At 70.4% G+C, this 22,405-nt stretch carries 19 protein-coding genes; 12 read left to right on the top strand and 7 right to left on the bottom strand.

Features of this window, described 5'->3' with window-relative positions:
* The first annotated feature begins 221 nt into the window (after positions 1–221).
* Positions 222–2,342 carry an MMPL family transporter gene (locus tag ON30_RS19815; RefSeq protein ID WP_063719914.1) on the top strand — a complete coding sequence of 707 codons (2,121 nt, stop codon included), beginning with the start codon at positions 222–224 and terminating at the stop codon, positions 2,340–2,342.
* Here ON30_RS19815 and ON30_RS19810 read toward each other — a convergent pair.
* Together ON30_RS19810 and ON30_RS19805 are read right to left on the bottom strand one after the other, a co-directional pair.
* Positions 2,339–3,403, bottom strand: a complete 1,065-nt coding sequence (locus ON30_RS19810; protein ID WP_040708982.1) for an ABC transporter substrate-binding protein — start codon at positions 3,401–3,403, stop codon at positions 2,339–2,341. The two genes, ON30_RS19815 and ON30_RS19810, sit on opposite strands and share 4 nt — an antisense overlap.
* A 206-nt stretch (positions 3,404–3,609) precedes the next feature.
* Positions 3,610–4,404, bottom strand: coding sequence for a VOC family protein (locus tag ON30_RS19805; RefSeq protein WP_040708980.1), 795 nt, complete (start codon positions 4,402–4,404; stop codon positions 3,610–3,612).
* A gap of 288 nt (positions 4,405–4,692) precedes the next feature.
* Here ON30_RS19805 and ctaD point away from each other — a divergent pair, with 288 nt between their 5' ends.
* The 9 genes from ctaD (at position 4,693) to ON30_RS19760 (ending at position 14,611) form a co-directional block, all read left to right on the top strand.
* Complete coding sequence (gene ctaD / locus ON30_RS19800; RefSeq protein ID WP_040708979.1) at positions 4,693–6,429, top strand: aa3-type cytochrome oxidase subunit I; 1,737 nt, start codon at positions 4,693–4,695, stop codon at positions 6,427–6,429.
* A 148-nt stretch (positions 6,430–6,577) separates the two neighbouring features.
* Positions 6,578–7,801, top strand: coding sequence for a phosphoserine phosphatase SerB (gene serB, locus ON30_RS19795; RefSeq protein ID WP_051029548.1), 1,224 nt, complete (start codon positions 6,578–6,580; stop codon positions 7,799–7,801).
* Between the two features lie 81 nt (positions 7,802–7,882).
* Entirely contained in the window at positions 7,883–8,356 is a 474-nt protein-coding gene (locus tag ON30_RS19790) for a protease inhibitor I42 family protein (protein WP_040708977.1), read from the top strand.
* Between the two features lie 245 nt (positions 8,357–8,601).
* Entirely contained in the window at positions 8,602–9,351 is a 750-nt protein-coding gene (locus ON30_RS19785) for a peptidyl-tRNA hydrolase (protein WP_040709261.1), read from the top strand.
* A 438-nt stretch (positions 9,352–9,789) separates the two neighbouring features.
* Positions 9,790–10,623, top strand: a complete 834-nt coding sequence (locus ON30_RS19780) for an ABC transporter ATP-binding protein (RefSeq protein ID WP_040709259.1) — start codon at positions 9,790–9,792, stop codon at positions 10,621–10,623.
* Positions 10,624–10,717: 94 nt separating this feature from the next.
* Positions 10,718–11,488: an NUDIX hydrolase gene (locus tag ON30_RS19775; RefSeq protein WP_169334931.1), complete on the top strand. Its 771-nt coding sequence runs from the start codon at positions 10,718–10,720 to the stop codon at positions 11,486–11,488.
* Between the two features lie 57 nt (positions 11,489–11,545).
* Positions 11,546–12,328 (top strand): enoyl-CoA hydratase-related protein, encoded by a 783-nt coding sequence (locus tag ON30_RS19770; protein WP_040708973.1) that lies wholly within the window; start codon positions 11,546–11,548, stop codon positions 12,326–12,328.
* A 132-nt stretch (positions 12,329–12,460) separates the two neighbouring features.
* Positions 12,461–13,438, top strand: a complete 978-nt coding sequence (locus ON30_RS19765) for a class I SAM-dependent methyltransferase (protein ID WP_040708971.1) — start codon at positions 12,461–12,463, stop codon at positions 13,436–13,438.
* Positions 13,439–14,611, top strand: a complete 1,173-nt coding sequence (locus tag ON30_RS19760; RefSeq protein WP_040708970.1) for a THUMP-like domain-containing protein — start codon at positions 13,439–13,441, stop codon at positions 14,609–14,611.
* Between the two features lie 4 nt (positions 14,612–14,615).
* Here ON30_RS19760 and ON30_RS19755 read toward each other — a convergent pair whose 3' ends face one another.
* Positions 14,616–15,155: a DUF1697 domain-containing protein gene (locus ON30_RS19755; RefSeq protein WP_040708969.1), complete on the bottom strand. Its 540-nt coding sequence runs from the start codon at positions 15,153–15,155 to the stop codon at positions 14,616–14,618.
* Between the two features lie 49 nt (positions 15,156–15,204).
* Positions 15,205–15,954, bottom strand: coding sequence for an acyltransferase (locus ON30_RS19750; RefSeq protein WP_040708968.1), 750 nt, complete (start codon positions 15,952–15,954; stop codon positions 15,205–15,207).
* 458 nt (positions 15,955–16,412) lie between these two features.
* Between ON30_RS19750 and ON30_RS19745 the strand changes: the two genes are divergently transcribed.
* Entirely contained in the window at positions 16,413–17,744 is a 1,332-nt protein-coding gene (locus ON30_RS19745; protein ID WP_245554128.1) for an outer membrane protein assembly factor BamB family protein, read from the top strand.
* Positions 17,745–17,748: 4 nt separating this feature from the next.
* On the opposite strand, the gene ON30_RS19740 is transcribed toward ON30_RS19745, so the two are convergent.
* Genes ON30_RS19740 through ON30_RS19730 form a run of 3 tightly spaced genes read right to left on the bottom strand, consistent with a single transcriptional unit; the run spans position 17,749 to position 21,376 of the window.
* Positions 17,749–19,011, bottom strand: coding sequence for a glycosyltransferase family 4 protein (locus ON30_RS19740; RefSeq protein WP_040708967.1), 1,263 nt, complete (start codon positions 19,009–19,011; stop codon positions 17,749–17,751).
* The gene (locus ON30_RS19735) at positions 19,008–20,603 is read right to left on the bottom strand and encodes a 1,4-alpha-glucan branching protein domain-containing protein (protein WP_083911530.1); all 1,596 of its coding nucleotides are present in this window, start codon (positions 20,601–20,603) and stop codon (positions 19,008–19,010) included. Before ON30_RS19735 ends, ON30_RS19740 begins: the two co-directional genes overlap by 4 nt.
* Positions 20,600–21,376: a class I SAM-dependent methyltransferase gene (locus ON30_RS19730; protein ID WP_063719913.1), complete on the bottom strand. Its 777-nt coding sequence runs from the start codon at positions 21,374–21,376 to the stop codon at positions 20,600–20,602. The genes ON30_RS19735 and ON30_RS19730 overlap by 4 nt, the downstream gene beginning before the upstream one ends.
* Before the next feature lie 236 nt (positions 21,377–21,612).
* Between ON30_RS19730 and ON30_RS19725 the strand changes: the two genes are divergently transcribed.
* The gene (locus tag ON30_RS19725) at positions 21,613–22,398 is read left to right on the top strand and encodes an electron transfer flavoprotein subunit beta/FixA family protein (protein WP_040708965.1); all 786 of its coding nucleotides are present in this window, start codon (positions 21,613–21,615) and stop codon (positions 22,396–22,398) included.
* Positions 22,399–22,405 lie beyond the last annotated feature (7 nt).

Below are 22,405 nucleotides of genomic sequence, written 5' to 3'. Positions count from 1 at the left end.
ACAGCGGTGCGTCGAGGTGCTCGGGGCAACCCATTGTGCGCCACGGGGTTCGGCTCGGCGCGCGCGGGACCGGCCGTGTCCGCGGATCGCCCGAAGTTTGCCGAAAACGATGCGCCCCCACCTGAGTAAGGGCTACCTCACACTCTCGACTTCACTCACCCTTCCGGCCGCGCGCGCACGTACGATACCGCCGTACCGCATCAGCACGAGGGGGCAAGGCGATGTCCGCACCAACCGATCCCGACATGACCCATCCGCTCGGCCGCGCGGCCCGCGCCCTGACCGGCAGGCGCGGCAAGTGGGTCGTGCTCGTCGTGTGGGTCCTCGCGCTGGTCGCGCTGGGTTCCTTCGCGGGCAGCCTCAGCGGCGCGCAGGAGAACGACAGCGTCAACTGGCTGCCGGACAGCGCCGAATCCACCCAGGCCTACAAACTCGCCGAATCCTTCGGCAACAGCGACCACGTGCCCGTCGTGCTGGTCTACGAACGTCCCGGCGGCATCACCGACGCCGACCGCCTCGCCGTGGCCGCCGACGCGACGCGCTTGAAACAGGTCGACCACGTCGTCGCCGATCAGGTGCTCGGCCCGGTGCAGTCCGACGACGGGCAGGCCGTGGAGATCGTCGCGCCCATCGAGATGGGTTCGGACGGGTGGGATCGGCTCGCCGAGGTCGTCGCCGAGATCCGCGCCGCCGCCGGGGAACGACCCGAGGGACTGTCCTTCCACGCCACCGGCCCCGCGGGCTTCGCCGCCGAATTCGGCGAGGCGTTCGAGGGGATCGACGGTCTGCTGCTCTACGCCGCCGCCGGTGTCGTCGTGGTGATCCTGGTGATCACCTACGGCCCCATGCTGTGGGTGCTGCCGCTGCTGGCGGCCGGATTCGCGCTGGTGGTCGCGCAGAGCGCGGTCTACGGCGCGACGAAACTCGGGCTCACCATGAACGCCCAGAGCCAGGCGATCCTCACCGTCCTGGTCTTCGGCGCCGGCACCGACTACGCGCTGCTGCTGGTCGCGCGGTATCGGGAAGAACTGCGCCGCCACGACGACAAACACGAGGCGATGGCCGTCGCGCTGCACCGGGCGGGCCCCGCCGTGCTGGCCAGCGGCGTCACCGTCATCGTGGCGATGCTGGCGCTGCTGGTCGCGGAGATGAACTCCACCAGGGGCATCGGGCCGGTCTGCGCCATCGGCATCTCGATCGCGCTGTTGGCGATGCTGACCCTGCTGCCCGCACTGCTCGTCATCGCCGGACGCTGGATCTTCTGGCCGCGCCACCCCCGCCTCGGCACCGCCGACCACACCGAATCCGGTGTGTGGGCGCGGATCGGCTTCGGCGTGGCCCGCAGGCCGCGCACCGTCTGGATCGTCACCGCCGTCGTGCTCGGCGCGCTCACCCTGGGCGCGGTGGGCCTGGAATCCGACGGCATCGCGAACAAGGACTCCTTCGTCGGACAGTCCGAGGCGGTCGACGGAACCGAAGTCTTGGAACGGCATTTCGACGCGGGCACGGGCAACCCGGTGATCGTCATCGGCTCGGCCGCCCGCACCGAGGCGCTGGTGGCGGCGGTGCGCGGCAGCCAGGGCATCGCCTCGGTGACACCGCCGGTCCCGCGCGAGGGCTTGGTCTATTTCGAGGGCATGCTGTCCGATCCGCCCGACAGCGCCGCCGCGGACGCCACCATCGACCGGGTGCGCGCGGCGGTGCACGAGGTGGACGCAGGCGCGCGGGTCGGCGGGCAGACCGCGGTGCTGCTCGACGTGGAACGCGCGGTGTCGCACGACAACCGGATCATCGTGCCGTTGGTGCTGGCGATCGTCATGGTGATCCTGATGATCCTGTTGCGTTCGATCCTGGCCCCGATCCTGCTCACCGCCACGGTGGTGCTGTCGTTCTTCGCCGCCCTCGGCCTGAGCCGGTGGATCTTCGACCTGCTCGGCTTCCGTGGCGCGGACGCCGGACTCCCGCTGCTGGCGTTCGTCTTCCTGGTGGCCCTCGGCATCGACTACAACATCTTCCTGATGTCGCGGGTCCACGAGGAAGCGGCCAAGCACCGCACCAAGGCGGGCGCGCTGATCGGGCTCGCGGCGACCGGCGGGGTGATCACCTCGGCCGGTCTGGTGCTGGCGGGCACCTTCGCGGTGTTCGCGACCCTGCCGGTGGTGGCCTTCGCGCAGATGGGCATCGTGATCGCGGTGGGCGTGCTGCTCGACACCATCATCGTGCGCGCGATTCTGGTGACGGCGTTGACCCTGGACGTGGGCGACCGGATCTGGTGGCCCAGCGCGCTGGCGCGCCCGCGCACCGAACAGGACGAGCAGTCGAAGCCCGCGGTGCCGGTCTAGTCGGTGACGTAGCCGTTGAGCGTGCCCTGCAGGTCGACCAGCAGGGCACGGGCGGCGGTCAGGCCGTTGCCGTGCCAGACCGAGTCCTCGACGGCGAACACGCGGCGGTCCGAGGCCGCGCCGAGTGCCTTCCAGTCGTCCCCGCGCAGCACCTGCTCGCCGTATTCCTTGCCGTCCTCGCCCGCGAAGTCGACGTAGATGATGTCGCCCTCGGCCTCGGTGGCCAGGTCCTCGATATCGATGTCGGTGGACGGCCCGCGCTGGGCCGTGGGGCGGCGCACCCCGGTGTCGGCGAGGATCTGGCCCGCGAAACTGTCCTCGCCCTGGATGCGGATCACGTCGGGGGTGAAGCGAAGCACCGACGCCTGACTCTGACTCGCGGCGATCGCGATGCCGACGTCGCGGGCCTGTTCGCGGTAGCCGGCCAGGGCGGTCGCGGCGGCGTCGCGGCGGTTCATTCCCGCGGCGAACGCGGTGAACTGGGCCTGCCAACTGGTCGACGTGCCGACCAGCACGGTCGGCGCGATCGCCTGCAAGGTCGCGAAATCCGCCGCGCCCGTGGCCGTCTCGCCGAGGATCAGGTCGGGGCGCAGATCCGCGATGCGCGCCGGATCGGGCGCCCCGACGCCGACGCTCGGGATGGTCGTCACGCCGTAGCCGAGATACATCGGATGCGGACGCGGGCCGTCGGAGCTCACCGCGCCGACCACGCGCTCCCACAACCCCAGCGCACAGGCCGCGTCGAGCGCGGACGTGGTCAACACGACGACCCGGCGCGGGTCGGCGGGCACCTCGGTGACGCCCGCGGTGTGGGTGACGCTGGTCTGGCCCGCCGGATCGGGCGCGCTGGGCAGCGGGCAGGCCAGCGCGGTGTCGCGTTCCAGACCGACCACGCCCGCGCCCGCGATCGTCGTCGTGGTGCGCACGATGGTGCTCGCGTCGTCGTGGCGGTCACCGCATCCGGTGACCAGCAGCGCGGTGCAGACCGCTGTCGCCACGGCGGCGCCGTGGCGGAAGGCGCAGGAGATGTTTCGGATGCGGACGCGCGCGCTCACCGACATGCGGGAGAGGGTACATTGCCGCCGCGCACCGCCCGGCGTGCCCTACGGGGCGAGCATCCCGGCGGACGCGTGCCGGGGCTCGGGCCGCGTCGACCACCGGGCAACCCGCGGGCACACCAGGTCACGCGCCCGCGGGCTCGCGACCAGGGCGGTGCCGGCCGAGGCCGCACCCGCCCGCCAGGTCACGCGCCCGCGGGTCCGCGGGATCAGGAGGGATCGCCGCCGAGGCTGAAGCGCACGCCGCGCGGATCGGCCACGGTGGCCATCCGGCCGTACGGGGTGTTCTCGGCCGGTGCGATGACCGAACCGCCGAGTTCGACCACCCTGGCCACGGACTTGTCGACGTCGTCCGCGCCGAAGTAGACCGTCCACCCGCCCGGTGCGTCGGCGGGCAGGACCGAGGCGTCGAAGACCCCGCCCCGCATCGGACTCGTCGAGTGGATGGTGGTGTAGCGGAAGCCGTCCTGCTCGGGCATGGCGAAGGTGTCCTGCCAGCCGAAGACCTCCTTGTAGAAGGTCAGCACCCGGTCGTAGTCGCGCGAATGCAACTCGAACCAGGACGGCGCGCCGTCGTGATCGCGCCACTGACCGCCCTCGACCAGGGCTTCGGTCTCGATGCCGCCGAAGTCCAGCGCCTGCCACACGCCCACGCCCGCACCGCCCGGATCGCCCAGGATCGCCATCACGCCGAGGTCCCCGACCTGCATGGCGGGCACCACGACCTGCGCCCCCGCCCGCTCGGCCGCGCTCACGGTCCGACTCGCGTCCTCGGCGGCGAGGTAGACCGTCCACTGCTCGGGGCCGTCGGTGTTCTCGGGCGTCTTGCCCATGCCGCCCGCGACTACCTTGCCGCCCTCGCGGAAGGTGAGGTAGCCGCCGAATTCGGGGCCGCCGCGTTCGACGGTCCACCCGAACAGTTCGGTGTAGAAGGCGATGCTCTCCTCGACATCGCCCGTGAACAATTCCACCCAGACCGGGTCGCCGGGCTGCGGTCGCGTCATCGCTGTCTCCTCATGGGGGTTGTCTCCTCGCAGGTGGTGGGGTACTGCTACCGGTGGAGACGGCCGAGCGCACCGGAACTCATCGGTGCCCGCGCCCGGATCGGCCCACGAACCGATACCGTGGTGGCATCAACGAAATACGACAGAGAGTAGGACCAGTGCGGACCGTCGAGGTCGCACGGTTTACGATCACAGACAGCGCAAGCGAACTGTCGTCTGTTCCGGTCACGGAACGGATCCGATCAGCGGAGCCTGCGGAGTGACCTACAGGCATCTTCAGGAGGATCAGTGACTGCGGTAGAGCCCAGACCAGTCCCTCAGTTGGAAGCGACTCGACCGTATCCGGCCCGCACCGGGCCGAAGGGCTCGTTCCTCTACAAGATGGTGACCACCACCGACCCCAAGGTCCTGGGCGTCATGTACCTGGTGACCGCGACGAGCTTCTTCCTCATCGGCGGCCTGATGGCGCTGCTGATGCGCGCCGAACTGGCGCGTCCGGGCCTGCAGTTCCTCTCGCCCGAGCAGTTCAACCAGCTGTTCACCATGCACGGCACGATCATGCTGCTGTTCTACGCGACCGCGATCGTCTTCGGCTTCGCCAACATCGTGCTGCCGTTGCAGATCGGCGCACCCGACGTCGCCTTCCCGCGCCTGAACGCCTTCAGCTACTGGCTGTACCTGTTCGGCGCGAGCATGGCGACCGCGGGCTTCGTCACCCCCGGCGGCGCCGCGGACTTCGGCTGGACGGCCTACGTGCCGCTGACCGACATCCTGCACTCCCCGGGCGTGGGCACCGACCTGTGGATCCTGGGCCTGGCGGTCTCCGGTCTGGGCACCATCCTCGGCGGCGTCAACATGCTCACCACCGTGGTCTGCCTGCGCGCGCCCGGTATGACCATGTTCCGCATGCCGATCTTCACCTGGAACATCGCCGTCACCAGCGTGCTGGTGCTGCTGGCGTTCCCGCTGCTGACCGCCGCGTTGTTCGGCCTGGCCTACGACCGTCACCTGGGCGGCCACATCTACGACCCGGCCACCGGCGGCATCCTGCTCTACCAGCACCTGTTCTGGTTCTTCGGCCATCCCGAGGTCTACATCATCGCGCTGCCGTTCTTCGGCATCGTCTCGGAGATCTTCCCGGTCTTCTCCCGCAAGCCGATCTTCGGCTACACCACCCTGGTCTACGCGACGCTGGGCATCGCGGCGCTCTCGATCGCGGTGTGGGCGCACCACATGTACGCCACCGGCGCGGTGCTGCTGCCCTACTTCTCGTTCATGACCTTCCTCATCGCGGTGCCGACCGGCGTGAAGTTCTTCAACTGGATCGGCACGATGTGGCGCGGCCAGCTGACCTTCGAGTCACCGATGCTGTGGTCGCTGGGCTTCCTGGTGACCTTCCTCTTCGGCGGTCTGTCCGGCGTCATCCTGGCCTCCCCGCCGCTGGACTTCCACGTCACCGACTCCTACTTCGTGGTCGCCCACTTCCACTACGTGCTCTTCGGCACCATCGTGTTCGCCACCTTCGCGGGCATCTACTTCTGGTTCCCGAAGATCACCGGGCGCATGGTCGACGAACGCCTGGCCAAGTGGCACTTCTGGGCCACCTTCATCGGCTTCCACACCACGTTCCTGGTGCAGCACTGGCTGGGTGCGGAAGGTATGCCGCGCCGCTACGCCGACTACCTGCCCTCCGACGGGTTCACCACGCTGAACACGGTGTCCACCATCGGCGCGTTCGTGCTCGGCGCCTCGATGCTGCCGTTCATCTGGAACATCTTCAAGAGCTACCGCTACGGCGAAGTGGTCACCGTGGACGACCCGTGGGGTTACGGCAACTCGCTGGAATGGGCCACCACCTGCCCGCCGCCGCGGCACAACTTCTACGAACTGCCGCGGATCCGCTCCGAGCGGCCTGCCTTCGAGTTGCACTACCCGCACATGGTCGAGCGCATGCGCGCCGAGGCGCACGTGGGCTGGGGCACCAAGGCGCACGCGCCCGAGGAGAAGGCGGTCGCCGCCAAGTAGGGCACGCCCACTAGGATTCTCGCGACGAGTGTGCACCCGCTGGTCATCCGGCGGGTGCACACTCATGTGATGAGGTAGCAAGCCCCACGGCGGTAGCGGCAACGGCGACGCGGCACAGGAGGGCGGTACAGACTTGGAGCACATCGACTTGACCGGCACCATCGTCCTCGTCACCGTGACCGGGCCGGACCGGCCCGGCGTGACCTCGGTCCTGCTGACCGCGATGTCGCGCCACCAGGTCAGCCTGCTCGACATCGAACAGGTCGTTATCCGCGGCCACCTCACCCTCGGCGTGCTCGTCACCTGCCCCGGCGATCCCGAATCGTTGCAGGACGAACTCGAAGAGGCGATGAACACCGTCGGGATGGCGGTCTACGTCGAGGTCGACGCGCGCATCGGCCGCCCACCGCTGTCCACGCACGCGGTCGTGGTGCTGGGCAGTCCCGTCACCGCGCGGGCCTTCAGCGCCGTCTCCCGGCAGTTGGCCGCGCTCGGGGCCAATATCGACACCATCCGCGGCGTCGCCGACTACCCGGTCACGGGGATGGAGTTGATGGTCACGGCCACCGACACCGGCGCGGACACCGACTCCCGCCTGCGCACCGCGCTGGCCGAGGTGGCGGTCGCCGAACAGATCGACGTGGCCGTCGAGCGCGCGGGCCTGGCCCGCCGGGCCAAACGACTCATCGTGTTCGACGTGGACTCCACGCTGATCCAGGGCGAGGTCATCGAGATGCTGGCCGCGCACGCGGGCGTGGAGGACCAGGTCAGGGAGGTCACCGAGGCGGCCATGCGCGGCGAGATCGATTTCGCCGAATCGCTGCGCCAGCGGGTGGCCACCCTCGAAGGGCTCGACGAATCGGTGATCGAGCAGGTCGCCGACCGGATCGCGCTGACGCCGGGCGCGCGCACCACCATCCGCACGCTGCGCCGCATCGGCTACCGCTGCGGCGTGGTCTCCGGCGGCTTCCGCCAGGTCATCGAACCGCTCGCGCACGAACTCGAACTCGATTTCGTGCAGGCCAACACCCTCGAGATCGAGAACGGCCGGTTGACCGGCCGCGTGGTCGGCGAGATCGTCGACCGCGCCTACAAGGCCACCGCGCTGCGCAAGTTCGCGGCCGAGGCAGGCGTGCCGATGGAGCAGACCGTCGCGGTCGGCGACGGCGCCAACGACATCGACATGCTCAACGCGGCGGGCCTGGGCGTCGCCTTCAACGCCAAACCCGCGCTGCGCGAGGTCGCCGACGCGGCGCTGTCGCATCCGTACCTGGACGCGGTGCTGTTCATCCTCGGGGTGACCCGCGACGAGGTCGAAGCCGCCGACGCCAAGGACGGCGGGGTGCGCCGGGTGCCGCTGGTCGGCAGCTGATCGGCGTGTCGCCCCGCCGGTGACGGTCGGGACCTGCTGTGCTCGGACATTACGAGCGAAGGTCCGGCGATCGGAGGCGCGATGCGGAAAGTCCTGCTGGTGATGCTGGTCGGCGCGACGGTGCTCGGCTGCGGGAACGACGACTCGGATTCCGCCTCGCGGGCGGAGTCGGTGCTCAGTTCCGTCGAGAGCGGTCCCGAGGCGAGGACCGGCGGTCCGGTGGAACCGCCCGCGGGCGTCACGGTCGACTATTTCGCCGACGGCACCGCCCTGGACATGGTGGTGAACCAACGGCTCGTGGTGCGTTTGCCCGCTGATCCCTCGACGGGGGCGGTGTGGGGGATCGAGCGGGTGGACGTCGGGATTCTGACCCAGGTCGGCGACCCGTACTACCGACCGGAGCCGACGCAAGGCGAGCCCGGCGTCTCCGAATGGGCCTTCCGCGCCGCCCGCAACGGCACCACCGAACTGGTGTTGACCGAGCTCCGGCCGGGTGCGAAGCCCGACGGCGCGACTCCGCGCTACGAGCTGACGGTGAACGTTCGCGCGTCGTAGGCGGCGTTTCGCGGACTTTCGGCGGCGAAACCGCCCCGCGTCCCGCGCGGTTGCTCCATGATTACCCGTGGCCGCGCGATGGTGACTCGAGGGGAGGGGCGGGGTGGGGGCTGGGAATGCGGCGGAGGATGGGTCCGCTTGTGATGGTGGGTGCGCGGCAGGGGTTCGCGCGGTGGTTCCCGGTGATGATCGAGGTGGAGTGCGTGAGCGGCGAGGACAGCGGTGTCGAGGGCGGCGCGGCGGCGATGACAGAGGCGGATCGGGCGGCGGGGTTCCGGGTGCGGCACGCCGAATTGGCGCGCGGTTACGGTGGATTGGGCGATCCCGCGGATCCGGCGGCGGTGTTGGCCATGCCGATGGTGTTGCATCTGCCCAAGGCGGACCCGCCCGCGCGCAGTGCGCTGCTGGCCGCGGCGGCGTCGTCGGTGGTCGCTCTGTGCCTGGACGAGCGGGTCGGTCCCGGCGGTGTCTGGGCGGCGGGCTACCTGCGCTGGAAGCGGTCGCGCATCCGCAAGGTCGCGCGGCGGGCGCGGGGTGCGCAGTGGGTGGCGGCCAACGAGGTGGACGGGGTGACGGTCGAAGTCGACGGCGCGCAGGCCCGGGCTCTGGTGCCCGGCCCGGTCGGCGCGGTGGACCCGCGGATCAAGCGGTTGCAGATCGGCGGCACCGATCTGGAACACGACGAACCCGGGCCACCCGCCTCCGACCTGCCGGTGCTGTGGGTGAACGCCGCATTGGGGATGACGTTGGGCAAGACCGCCGCGCAGGTCGGGCACGCGAGCATGCTGCTGGCGGGCGCGGTCTCGGCGGAGGCGGCCTGGCGGTGGGCGGCAGCGGATTTCGCCTGCGCGGTCCGCGACGCCGACGGTGACCGGTGGCGCGCGCTGACCGACCTGGTGTCCGCGGGCACGGCGGTGGCGGTACGGGACGCGGGTTTCACCGAGATCGCGCCGGGTTCGCTGACGGTGATCGCGGTGCCACCCGCCTCGTGGTGAGGGTGGTGCGGTGCGGCGGTGCGGCGGTGCGGCGACACCCGGAACCGGCGGAAGCCGCTGCGTTTCGGCGGTTGCGGGAGATATACGCAGGAGTGACAGGAGCACGACGAACGCGAGAGAGGAGGCAGCAGGCGGTTTCCGTTCGACCCGGGGTCACGCGTGTGGCCTCGGCGACATTCGGGTACTCGTCCCCTCAGAGGACTACCCCCAACTGTTGTGGAGGACCTCACGCCATGTTTACAGTGTTGCTGATTCTCGCCATCTGGTTCGTCGTCTCGATTCCCCTGGCGCTGTTGGTCGCCCGGATGTTCCGAAAGCCGGACGATCCGCCCGCCGAACGGGCCCTCCTCCGCACGCCGCGCGCCCGTCGGCACTCGCGTGGCCGATTGTCGCGAGCCTCGTGGGTCGGTCGGGCATCCACGGCCCATGTGGGCCAAGATGGAGCGCGTGCCGCAACCGGATCCCGATCTGCTCATTGATTTCACCGATGTGACCGTCCGACGTTCCGGGCATACCCTGGTCGGCCCGGTCACCTGGCAGGTCGAGCTCGACGAACGTTGGGTCGTTCTCGGACCCAACGGCGCGGGCAAGACCTCCCTGCTCCGCATGGCCGCCGCCGAGGTGCATCCGACCTCGGGCGTGGCGCACCTACTCGGGGAGACACTCGGCAAGACCGATGTCACCGAACTGCGTCCGCGCATCGGCTTGTCCTCGGCCGCGGTGGCCAATCGGGTGCCCCGCGACGAGAAGGTCGGGGATCTGGTGGTGTCGGCGGGATATGCGGTGCTGGGCCGGTGGCGCGAACGCTACGACGACATGGACACCGACCGCGCCATCGACATGTTGGAGAGCCTGGGCGCCGAACACCTGTCCGACCGCACCTACGGCACGCTCTCGGAGGGGGAACGCAAGCGGGTGCTGATCGCCCGCGCGCTGATGACCGATCCGGAACTGTTGCTGCTCGACGAGCCCGCGGCCGGTCTCGATCTGGGCGGCCGGGAGGAACTGGTCGAGCGTCTCGGCGATCTGGCGGCCGATCCGGACGCGCCCGCGATGGTGCTGGTGACCCATCACGTGGAGGAGATCCCGCCGGGGTTCACCCACGGTCTGCTGCTCAACGAGGGCCAGGTGGTCGCGCAGGGGCTGCTCTCGGATGTGCTCACCTCCGAGAATCTCAGCGACGCGTTCCGCCAGTCGATCCGGCTGGACCGGGTGGACGGTCGTTACTTCGCCCGGCGCAGTCGTCGCGCGGGGAAGCACCGCTCCCGGTAGGCGCGGATTCTTACAGCGTTATGGTGCAGGGGTGAGTGAGACTGATTCCCCGGCCGTCGCGCCGGAACCGCCGATCCGCGACGCCTCCACGGTCATGCTGGTGCGCGACGGCGCCACCGGTCCCGAGGTCTTCTTGCAGCGCCGGGTCGGGGCGATGGCCTTCGCCGCCGGGATGACGGTGTTCCCCGGCGGCGGCGTCGACCCCTCCGACGGCACCGCCGAGATCGACTGGGCGGGCCCCGCGCCCGCGTGGTGGGCGCAGAAGTTCGCCACCACCGAGGAACGCGCGAAAGCACTGGTGTGCGCGGCCGTCCGGGAGACCTTCGAGGAGTGCGGCGTGCTGCTCGCGGGACCGACCGCCGACAGCGTGGTCTCCGACACCACCGGATACCGCGAGGCGCGCGGTCGCCTCGAGCGCCGGGAACTGTCGCTGGCCGACTTCCTGGCCCGCGAGAAGTTGGTGTTGCGCGCGGATCTGCTGCGGCCCTGGGCGAACTGGATCACCCCCACCATCGAACCGCGCCGCTACGACACGCGCTTCTTCGTCGCGGTGCTGCCGTCCGGGCAACTGGCCGACGGCGCGACCTCCGAAGCCGACGACGTGCAGTGGCGCACCCCCGCCGAGGCGCTGAAGCGCTGGCGCGCGGGCACCGACATCCTGTTGCCGCCGACGTGGTCGCAACTGGACGCGCTCGCCGGCTTCGACTCCACCGCGCTGATCCTGGCCGCCGACCCGGTCATCGACCCGATCATGCCCGGTCTCGGCGGCGACGAGGACCCCTACCGCCTCGCCTTCCCCGCCGCGGACCGCTATTTCGCCGACCTGCCCGATCGGGGGCAGTTGAAGGGGACCGCCCGGAACTGAGGCCGGGGGAGCACACTCGGGGACGGAGAGCGCGCGTCCGCGCGGTAGCGTGCCCGCATGGCCGAATTCGTGACCTTGGATGTGGTGGAGGGCGACGCCGCCCGCGATGTCGCGGTGCTGCGGATCGACCGCGCGCCCCTGAATCTGCTGAGCACGGATGTCCTGCGCGAGATCCGCGCGGCGGCCGAACGGGCGGCGGCCGACGAGCGGATCGCCGCCTTGGTGGTCTACGGCGACGAGCGCGTCTTCAGCGCGGGGGACGACCTCGCTGAACTGGCCGCGCTCGATCGCGCGGGGGCCGAGGCGATGGCCGCCGACATCCAGGCCGCGTTGGGCGCGTTGGCGCGGGTTCCGCAGCCCACGGTCGCCGCGATCACCGGGTACGCGCTCGGCGGCGGACTGGAACTGGCGTTGGGGGCGGACCGGCGGATCATCGGCGACAACGTCAAACTCGGCCTCCCGCAGATCAAGGCCGGGCTGATCCCGCTCGCGGGCCTGGCGCGGTTGACGCGGCTGATCGGGGCCGGCGCGGCCCGTGACCTGGTCTACACGGGCCGGTTCGTCGAACATGCCGAGGCGCTGTCGCTCGGGTTGGTGGACGAGGTGGTCGCGCCCGACGAGGTGTTCGCGGCGGCGCTGCGCTGGGCGCGGCAGTTCGTCGACGGTCCCGCGCGCGCCCTGGCGGCGGCGAAGGCGGTCTTCGAGGCGGCCGATACCGCGGAGGCCGGTGCGTCGGCGCGCGCGCGGTGGGCCGCGCTGTTCGACACCGAGGACCGGCGTACGGGGACCGAGTCGGTACTGGCCGACGGTCCCGGGTCGGCGGTCTTCGTCGGGCGCTGAGCCCGCGACGCCTGGTACGTCTACCGGGCGGGACCGAACCGTACCGGCGTCCGGTCGCCGAACGGGACGGATGTCCGGTTGGGACCGGTCCCATTCACGAGGGGGCCGGAAGGGAAGATAGGCTACGCATCCATGACGGTCCACCCCGACGACCCCGCGCCGAACCCGCACGCCACCGAGGCCGAGGTCGAAGCCGCGCTCAAGGATACGAAGCTCGCCCAGGTCCTCTACCACGACTGGGAAGCCGAGACCTACGACGACAAGTGGTCGATCTCCTACGACGAGCGCTGTATCGACTACGCCCGCGGCCGCTTCGATGCCGCCGTCGGCCCCGCGCCGCTGCCCTACGGGCGCGCGCTGGAACTGGGCTGTGGAACCGGGTTCTTCCTGCTGAACCTCATGCAGGGCGGCATCGCGAAATCGGGGTCGGTCACCGACCTGTCGCCCGGCATGGTGAAGGTCGCGCTGCGCAACGCCGAACACCTGGGCCTGGACGTCGACGGCCGGGTCGCCGACGCCGAGACCATCCCCTACGACGACGACACCTTCGATCTGGTCGTCGGCCACGCCGTGCTGCACCACATCCCCGATGTGGAACTCGCCCTGAAGGAGTGCCTGCGGGTGCTCAAGCCGGGCGGTCGTTTCGTCTTCGCGGGCGAGCCCACCACCGTCGGCAATTTCTACGCGCGCTGGCTGGGACGCATCACCTGGAAGGCCACCACGACGGTCACCAAGCTCGCGCCGCTGGCGGGCTGGCGTCGCCCGCAGGAGGAGTTGGACGAGTCCTCGCGCGCCGCGGCCCTGGAAGCGGTCGTCGACCTGCACACCTTCGACCCGCGCGACCTCGAGGCGATGTCGCGGTCGGCCGGTGCCGTCGAGGTCAAGGCGACCACCGAGGAGTTCGCCGCCGCCCTGTGGGGTTGGCCGGTGCGCACCTTCGAGGCCGCCGTGCCCGCGGAGAAGCTGACCATGGGCTACCGCCTGGCGATGTACAAGGCGTGGTTGCGGCTGAGCTGGCTCGACGAGAATGTCATGCGCCGCGTGGTGCCGCGTCAGTTCTTCTACAACGCCATGATCACCGGCGTGAAGCCGGGCGCGGCCGCGAAGTAGGTGGGCTACGGCTTCAGCCGGGCGGACGTCGCGTTCCTCGGCGGCGCGGACGGCCGTGCCGCGCTCGCCGAGGCGGACGGGCTGGAGCTGACCGCCGCCACCCACCTGCGTGACCTGGAGCGGGCGCGGCGGGCGTTCGGCGAGCACGCCCCCGCCGTCGTGGAGACGACGCGGTTGCGTCGCAAGGCGGGCGCGAAGTTGCGCGACGCCGACGGCTGGCTGTTCACCGACGACGCCCTGCAACAGGCCACCCCCACCCTGGTCGCCCGGCATCGGGCCACGCGGTTGGCGGGGCGGGCGGTGCACGACGTCACCTGCTCGATCGGCGCGGAACTGGCCGAACTGGCCCGGGTGTGCCCGGCGGTCCTCGGCAGCGACCTGGACCCGGTCCGCCTGGACATCGCCGCGCACAACCTGGCCGCGGCTCCGGTCCTGCTGGCGCGGGCCGACGCGCTGCGCCCGGTCTCGACGGGAACGGCTGTCATCGCCGATCCCGCCCGGCGCGCCGACGGACGCCGCACCCACGACCCCGCCCGCCTGCAACCCCCGCTCCCGGATCTGCTGGAGTCCTACGCGGGCCGGGACTTGGCCGTGAAATGCGCCCCCGGGCTGGACTTCGACCGACTCGACTGGCCGGGCGAGATCGAGGTGGTCTCCCTGGACGGCGCGGTCCGCGAAGCCTGCCTGTGGTCACCCGGATTCGCCGCGCCCGGGGTGACGCGCCGCGCGAGCGTGCTCTCCAGCACCGGTGACCCGGTCGAGGTGACCGACGCGGACCCCGACGACATCCCGGACCGCCCGCCCGGCGAGTGGATCATCGACCCGGACGGCGCGATCGTGCGCGCCGGTCTGGTGCGCCACTACGCCGCCGCCCACGGTCTCTGGCAACTCGATCCGCGCATCGCCTACCTCACCGGCGACGCGGTGCCGCCCGGTCTGCGCGGTTTCCGGGTAGTCGCGCGCACCGACCTGCGCGAGAAGACCTTGCGTCGCGAACTGGCCCGCCTGGACGCGGGCGCGCTGGAAATCCTCGTGCGCGGCGTGGACGTCGACCCGGACGCGCTGCGCGCCCGTTTGAAATCTCGCGGCGGCACGCCCTACTCCCTGGTGATCACTCGCATCGAGCGCACGGCGACGGTCTTCGTCTGCGTCGCCCACCGCCCGGCGGGCTGAGGCGTCAACGCTCGATCTTGGCGACCACCTTCTGCACCGTCAGCCAGGTGCGCGTGGTGATGTCCTTGCCGTAGCTGCGGTCGAGCCAGGACATGAAATCGCTGGTCCCGGGCACGCGGTTGTCGATGACGCTGAGGAAGGCGCGCGAGGGCTCGTCGTAGCCGACGATGCGGGTGAGGTCGTCGGTGTTCACCGGGTCGCCCACCTCGGGGGTCTGCGCCTTGAAGAAGGTGACGGTCAGGTAGTTCTCGCGGGTGTGGGCCAAGCCCTCGAACGGGTCGCGGTCGAGCAGGTCGCGCAAGGTCTCGTGGCTGCGCACGATGGTGCCGCCCGGGATGCCGAGTTCACTGTTCAGCGCGCACTGGATGGCGTCCTCGAGCGCGGCCTCGTCGGTCTCGGCGCAGGAGAAGACCACATTGCCGCTGGACAGGATCGTCGCCACGCGCTCGTATCCGAGACCCTCGAAGACCGCGCGCAACTTCTCATTGCGCATGTTCGGGTTGCTCGGCATGATCCCGCGCAGCAGCGCCGCGTAGCTGTTCATAGCGCGAACCGTAGCCGATGCCCCTGACACCTCGGGCTTGGCTGCCACCTCAGGCTTGCTGCGCGACGCCGTTCTTCTTGCGTTCGATGTCCTCGAGCGCGGCGACGTATTCGGCGCGCGCCGCCGCGCCCGCCTCCCAAGCCGCCTTGCGGTTCTTGACCACTTTCGCGGGCGCGCCGACCGCGATGCCGTAATCCGGGATCTCGCCCTTGACCACCGCGTGCGCGCCGAGCACGCACCCACGACCGACCCGCGTCTCCCGCAGCACCGTCACTTTGGCCGCGATCCAGGTGTCGGGTCCGATCCGCACCGGGCTCTTCACGATGCCCTGATCCTTGATCGGCATGGTGATGTCGTCCATGCGGTGGTCGAAATCGCAGATGTAGCACCAGTCCGCGACCAGGGTGGATTCGCCGATCTCGATGTCGAGATAGGTGTTGACCACGTTGTCCTTGCCGAAGACGACCTTGTCGCCGATCCGCAGCGACCCCTCGTGACACCGGATGGCGTTGCCGTCGCCGATGTGCACCCAGCGGCCGATCTCCATGCGGCTCAGTTCCGGCGTCGCGTGGATCTCGACGTTCTTGCCGAGAAAGACCATTCCCCGCAGCACGATGTGCGGATTGGCGGCCTTGAATTTGAACAGGCGGTAGTAACGGACCAGGTACCAGGGCGTGTAGGCCCGATTGGCGAGCACCCAGCGCAAGGACGCGGTCGTCAGGAACCGGGCCTGCTGCGGATCCCGGCGACGCGAACCCCGCCACCGCGAGCGCAACGGCGCGCCCCACATGCTCGTCACGATCGTCTCCCGTCGTAAACCCCGCCCTCGGGGCCACTGCCTGTTCAGCAGACAAGAGTACTTCCGCGTACCCCCGCGGTGAGAACGGGACCACATTCGCGAGAGGAGCCGCCGCCGGGATTCGCCTCCCCGAGCCGCGGCGCGAACCCGCTGTCCGTGATCGCGAGCGGCGGATCGCGCCGATTCCGACGCGCGGCCCCACTGGTGTTCACCACACCCGACCTCCCGCAAACATCCCCCCGAAGTCCCCGCGGGTACCCCACCCCCGTTACTATCCCAGCGCACTGAACCACGACGGAGCGAGTCTTACGAGCGACCGGTTCGCGGCCGTCTCGCGGCTCAGCGGTCGAAGCGCATGCGCCGCAGGCGCGAGTCTCGACCGCTGAGCCGCGAGACACAAGGGGCCGCGAACCCGCCGCGACGGAGTCGCGGCAAATCGGACGCAGAGGAGAACTCAGGTGCGAACCGGCAGCGTGCGGGCTGGATCCGGGCGTGCGCGGCGCGCGGCGCTGGTCGTGCTGGTCGCGTCGGTGGCGGGGGTGATGGTGACGGGGTGCGGCACCGCGGTCGATGACATCACCGTCGGTCCCGGCGCGGGATGGCCCGCGGCGTATCACGATCTGCGCAACAGCGCGGTGACCCCGGTGGAGGGGGCGCGGCGGATGACGTTGAACTGGTCGCGGCCGGTGGGCGGTCCGGTGGAGATGCCGGTGGCGATCGGCCGTGACGGGCAGATGTTCCTGACGACGCGCACGCAGAGCGGGTGCGCGATCCTGTCGTTGCAGATGCCGACGGGGCGCAAGCGGTTCTGTAATCAGTTGGGGCCGAACGCGGTGTCCTCGCCCACGGTGGTGGACGGCATGTCGAATTCCTATGTCGGCGACGACGGTGCGGTGAATTCGTTCAACTATCTGGGGCAGCCGCGGTGGCGCACGCCGGTGGCGGGTGTGCCGGTGTCGGTGCAGTTCACCGGCGACGGTCGGGTGCTGTCGGTGACGCAGTCGGGTCAGATCGACATCCTGAGCAGGCAGACGGGCGCGCGTGAAGTGCCGACGCTGCAACTGTTGGGCGACGCGGACTTCCTGGCTTATCCGGGGTTGACGCGGCCCGCTTCGGGGCAGGGGCTCGACGATTGCCTGTCGGGCGGCCCGCGCTGCGCGGTGGCGAACATCTCGGCGGTGGACGCGGATTCGGGCCGTTTCTTCGTGACGGTGTGGGAGCCGGGGCGGCCCGCGGCGTCGTTGGTGGCGTTGAGCTACGGGGACGGCGAGGTGAAGCGGCTGTGGAGCGCCGAGGTGTTGGCGCAGGGCAGCGGCACGAGTCCGACGGTGTCGGCGGACGGCGGCACGATCTACGTGGGGGACAACACCGACCGGCTGATCGCGCTGGACGCCGCGGACGGTCGCCCGAAGTGGGTGCGGCAGTTGGGGTTCACCCCGCGCGGGGTGCTGTCGGTGTCGGCCGACGGGTTGATCCTCCCGGCGGGTGAGCAGGGCTATCTGCTGGCGGTGCGCGACAACGGTGACACCTCCGAGATCGTCTGGGAGCGCAAGGATCTGATGTTGCGTGGCGCTCCGGTGCAGGCGGCGGGCGGCGTCGGCTACACGGTGGCCGCGATCGGCGCGGGCCTGAGCCTGATCACCTTCGACACCGAGACCGGCGGGACGATCGATTCCGATGTGCTGCCGAACGCGCAGGGCGTGACGACGGGGACGTCGGTGAGCGCCGAGGGCGACGTGGTGGTCGCGACCAGGATCGGCGAGGTGTTCGCGTTCGAGCCGGAACGCTGAGCGCTCAGACCGGTTTGGCCGGGTCGCGTTCGGGCAGTGGGCGTTCCACGATCGAGGGTCGCCCGAGCGGGTTGCGGACGCGCCGTTTGGCGGCCGAGTAGACCAGCGCGGTCTCGGCGGCGACGACGTCCCAGGCGAAGTCGGCGGTGAGCCGTTCGCGAGCCGCGTAGGCCCGTTCCTGGGTGGCGGCCGGGTCGTCCAGGGTGGCGCGCACGGCCTCGACGAGTCCGTCGACGTCGGCGGGTTCGAAGGACGCGCCGGTGACGCCGTCGATGACCGCTTCGCCGAGTCCGCCCGCCGTGGAGGTGATGAGCGGGGTGCCCGCGGCGGCGGCCTCCAGGGCGACGATGCCGAAGGGTTCGTAGCGGCTGGGCAGCAGGATGGCGTCGGCCCCGTGCAGCCAGCCGAGCAGTCCGGCGTGGTCGAGTTGGCCCGCGAAGGTGACGGCGCGGGCGACGCGGTGCACGCGGGCGCGTTCGCGCAGCCATTCGAATTGGGTGCCGATGCCCGCGACGGTGAGTGTGGTGCCGGGGTGGGCGCGCCGGATGCGCGGCAGCGCGGCGATGGCGTCCTGGACGCCCTTCTCGTATTCCAGGCGGCCGACATAGAGCAGGCGCGGCGGGCCCGAGCGCGGGGCGCGGGGGCGGAAGGTCCACGCGCCGACGTCGATTCCGTTGCGGATCACCGTCATCGGGATGCGTTCGGGGCCGTAGAGGCGTTCGACTTCGTCGCGCATGGAGGCCGAACAGGTGATGAGCGCGTCGGATTCGTTGGCCAGCCACCACTCCACGGAGTGGACCTGCTTGTTGACCTTGCCCGCGACCCAGCCGCTGTGCCTGCCCGCTTCGGTGGCGTGGATGGTGGAGACCAGGGGAACGTCGAAGTACTCGGCGAGGGTGATGGCGGGGTGGGCGACGAGCCAGTCGTGGGCGTGCACGACGTCCGGGGTCCAGCCCTCGCCGATGCCGGGCTTGTTGAGGCCGACGCCGGCGCGCACCATGGCGTGGCCCATGGCCAGGGTCCAGGCGAGCATGTCCTCGCCGAAGTCGAAGCAGGGCGGGTCCTCGGCCACGGCGACGACGAGCACGCCTTCGCTGATGAACGAGTGGGTGGGGTGGGTGGTGGAGTCGGTGCCCGAGGGCCTGCGCGCGAGGACGACGACTTCGTGGCCCGCGGCGGCGAGTTCGGTGGCGAGGTGGTGGACGTGGCGTCCGAGTCCACCGACGACGACCGGCGGGTATTCCCACGACACCATCAGTATCTTCATACGCGTCCTTCTCCAACCGGGCCGTCGTGGGCGGACTCGGGGTCCGCGGGGGCGTCCGTTCCGTGCGGCGCGGCGTACCGTTGCCCGAGCCGTCGGGCGTCCAGTGCCGGGAACAGTCCGTCGGCCGCGTTCCATCCTGCCGCCAGCTGCCGGGTTTTGGCGACTTGGCCGGTGCCGACGGCGGCGGCGATCTCCCGCACGGCGTGGGCGTGTCCGTGCGCGCGTTCGCGGGCGTACCCGGCCGCGGAGTCCTTGCTGACCATGAAGGCCCAGTCGCTGGAGACGGTCAGGATGGCTTCGCGCAGGAGTTGATCGGCGACGGGGTCGCGCAGGGCGGGGCCTCCGCCCGCGCTCTCGCGGGATTTGTCGAGGGTGTCCAAGGCGAGCCGAACGACGTCGTCGTTGAGTTCGACCAGGTCGCGGACCTGTTCTCCCGCCCAGACCCGCCAGTCCTTGCCCGAACCCCAGGACGAGTCGGCCAGCGGGACGGGTTCGCCCACGTAGCCGTTGGCCCTGGCGTCGGTCAGGGTGCCGACGGTGACGCCCGCTTCGGGCAGCGCGCGCAGCACCTGGGCCAGCCACTGCGGCCCTTCGTGCCACCAGTGGCCGAACAGTTCGGTGTCGAAAGCGGCCACGACCAGGGCCGGGCGGCCGATGCGGGCGGATTCGTCGCGCAGTCGCTCGCGCACGGTGCGCACGAAATCCTCGACGTCGCGGGTGACGGCCGTCGCGGCGAGGTCGGGGTCGTAGGGGGCCTTGTCGGGTCCGGCCACGGATTTGCCGGTCACCCGTGACGGTTTGAGACCGGTCGCGTGATCGTAGTGATGAAAATCACGGTAGGCGGCCTGTCCGGGGTACCCGGATTTGGGTGACCAGACCCGGTAGCTGACATGCAGATCCCGTCCGAAGGCGACCACGTCGGAGTCGCGCACGGGTCGGCCGAGACTGCTGTCCCCGCGCAGGGCGGGGCCGTCGACCATGAAATGCGTCACGCCCGCGTCGGCGTAGTCGACCTCCATGCCGGGGGTGTAGCCGCATTCCGGCGCCCAGATGCCCGCGGGCGTGTGACCCCAGCGCAGTCGCGCGTCGGCCAACCCTTCGGCCAACTGGAACCGGCGCAGGCGACGATCGAGCAGCGGTTGGAACGGGTGCGCCAGTGGGCCGCCGAGCAATTCGATGGTCCCGGCATCGATGAGTTGCCGCCAGACCGGGGAGGCGCCGTGCCGCCAGGTGCGCTCGAAATCGGCCAGCGCGGCGGCGGCCGAGCGGTGTTCGTGGCCGCCCAGCGCGCGATTGCCCGCCATCGCGGCCTCGTCGGCGCGCAACTGCCAGTTGCCCAGCCAGTGGTGCATGCCCGCCAGGCAGTGCGGATCGTCCAACTGGGCCGCCAGCACGGGGGTGATGCCCAGGCTGAGCAGATGCGAACGCCCTTCGGCGGCAAGGGTTCGCAGCACCTCGACCACCGGCAGGTAGGAGGCGGCCCAGGACTGGTAGAGCCATTCCTCGCCGACCGGCCAGCGCCCGTGGTGGGCCAGCCAGGGGAGATGGGAGTGCAGGACCAGGGTGAACTGGCCGGGGACGGACTCGGTCAAGGTTTCACCGCGATGGCGACGAGATCGAGGCTGGCGTCGATGTCCTCCGGACGCAGGGCGAAATCGTCGATGCCGACGGCCGCGACGTCGGCGGTGAGTTCGGCGGGCCACGCCTCGCCCGCGAGCGCGCGCTCGATCTGCGCGTCGATGAACGAGCCGCCGTGCTTGGCGTCCAACGCTTTCAGGGTCGGCCCGTGGTGCACGCCGGTCATCAGCGACACCGTGAAACCGGCCTCGACCAGCAGTTCGGTGAGTTCGGCCGCGTTGAGTTCACGGGTGTGGAAGGGGTTGAGCGGGGTGTCGCGGCCGGGGGAGAAGGTGATCCGGTTGGGCGTGCTGATCAGCAGTTCGCCGCCGGGGCGCAGCACGCGCAGGCATTCGCGCAGGAACTGGCCCTGATCCCAGAGGTGTTCGATGACCTGGAAATTCACCACGACGTCGACCGAGGCGTCCTCGATCGGGAGTTCGGCCAGGTTGCCCTGGATCATCTCCACGCGCGGGTAGCGGGCGCGCACGTGGGCGACCGCGCTCGCGTCGTAGTCGACGCCGGTGACGCGGTGCGCGACGCCCGCGATCATGTCCGCGCCGTACCCTTCGCCGGAACCCGCTTCCAGCACGGTCTTTCCGGCGCAGCGGTCGAGCAGTCGGGCGTAGACGATCTCGTGCCTGCGGAACCAGTAGTTCTCCTCGGCGATGCCGGGGACGGTCCGCTCGCCGGTCAGCGGCAGCGGGTCGATCGACGGCGTTCCGCTCGCGTCCGCCGGTGCGGTCATGACCGTCGGGTCGCCAAGTGCGGCAGGGATCACAGCCTCGCTCATCGTTCCGACGTTACTGGTAGGGCCCGCGCACGATATCGGCCGGACCGGTGTTGTGAGAGAGAAGCGGGTAAGTTACCCACGAGTAACTTAACGTAGGGTAGTGTCACGCCCGAGCTACTCACACGGACGTACGGCACAGCTCGTGCGACCACCGGATACACGCCCCCAGAACAGGAGGTCGACGAAGACCGATGCCGAACATCGTCGTACTCATCAAGCAGGTTCCCGATACCTGGTCCGAGCGCAAGCTGACAGACGGGGACTACACCCTCGATCGCGAAGCCGCCGACGCCGTCCTCGACGAGATCAACGAGCGCGCCGTCGAAGAAGCGCTGCTGATCAAGGAAGCCCAGGGCGGCGAGGTCACCGTGCTGGCCGCGGGCCCCGATCGCGCCACCGAGGCCATCCGCAAGGCCCTGTCCATGGGCGCGGACAAGGCCATCCACATCAACGACCCGGCCATCCACGGCTCCGACGCGGTGCAGACCGCGTGGGTGCTGGCCTCGGCGCTCGGCCAGGTCGAGGGCGTGGAACTGGTCATCGCGGGCAACGAGGCCACCGACGGCCGCGCGGGCGCGGTCCCGGCGATCATCGCCGAGTACCTGGGCCTGCCCCAGCTGACCCACCTGCGCAAGCTCACCGTCGACGGCGAGAAGATCACCGGCGAGCGCGAGACCGACGAGGGCGTGTTCAAGCTGGAGGCCACCCTGCCCGCGATCGTCTCGGTCACCGAGAAGATCAACGAGCCGCGCTTCCCGTCCTTCAAGGGCATCATGGCCGCCAAGAAGAAGGAAGTGCAGACCTTCACCCTGGCCGACCTGGGCGTGGACCCGTCCACCGTGGGCGTGGGCAACGCGGGCACCGCGGTCACCGCCTCCACCCCGAAGCCGCCGCGCACCGCGGGCGAGAAGATCGCGGACGAAGGGGACGGCGGCACCAAGATCGCCCAGTACCTCATCGGCCAGAAGATCATCTGACCCCCAC

Origin of the sequence: Nocardia takedensis NBRC 100417, assembly GCF_000308695.1 — a bacterium.
Lineage (GTDB): Bacteria > Actinomycetota > Actinomycetes > Mycobacteriales > Mycobacteriaceae > Nocardia > Nocardia takedensis.
The sequence above is the reverse complement of the archived record's forward strand: the minus strand, read 5'-3'. Positions and strand labels throughout refer to the sequence as shown.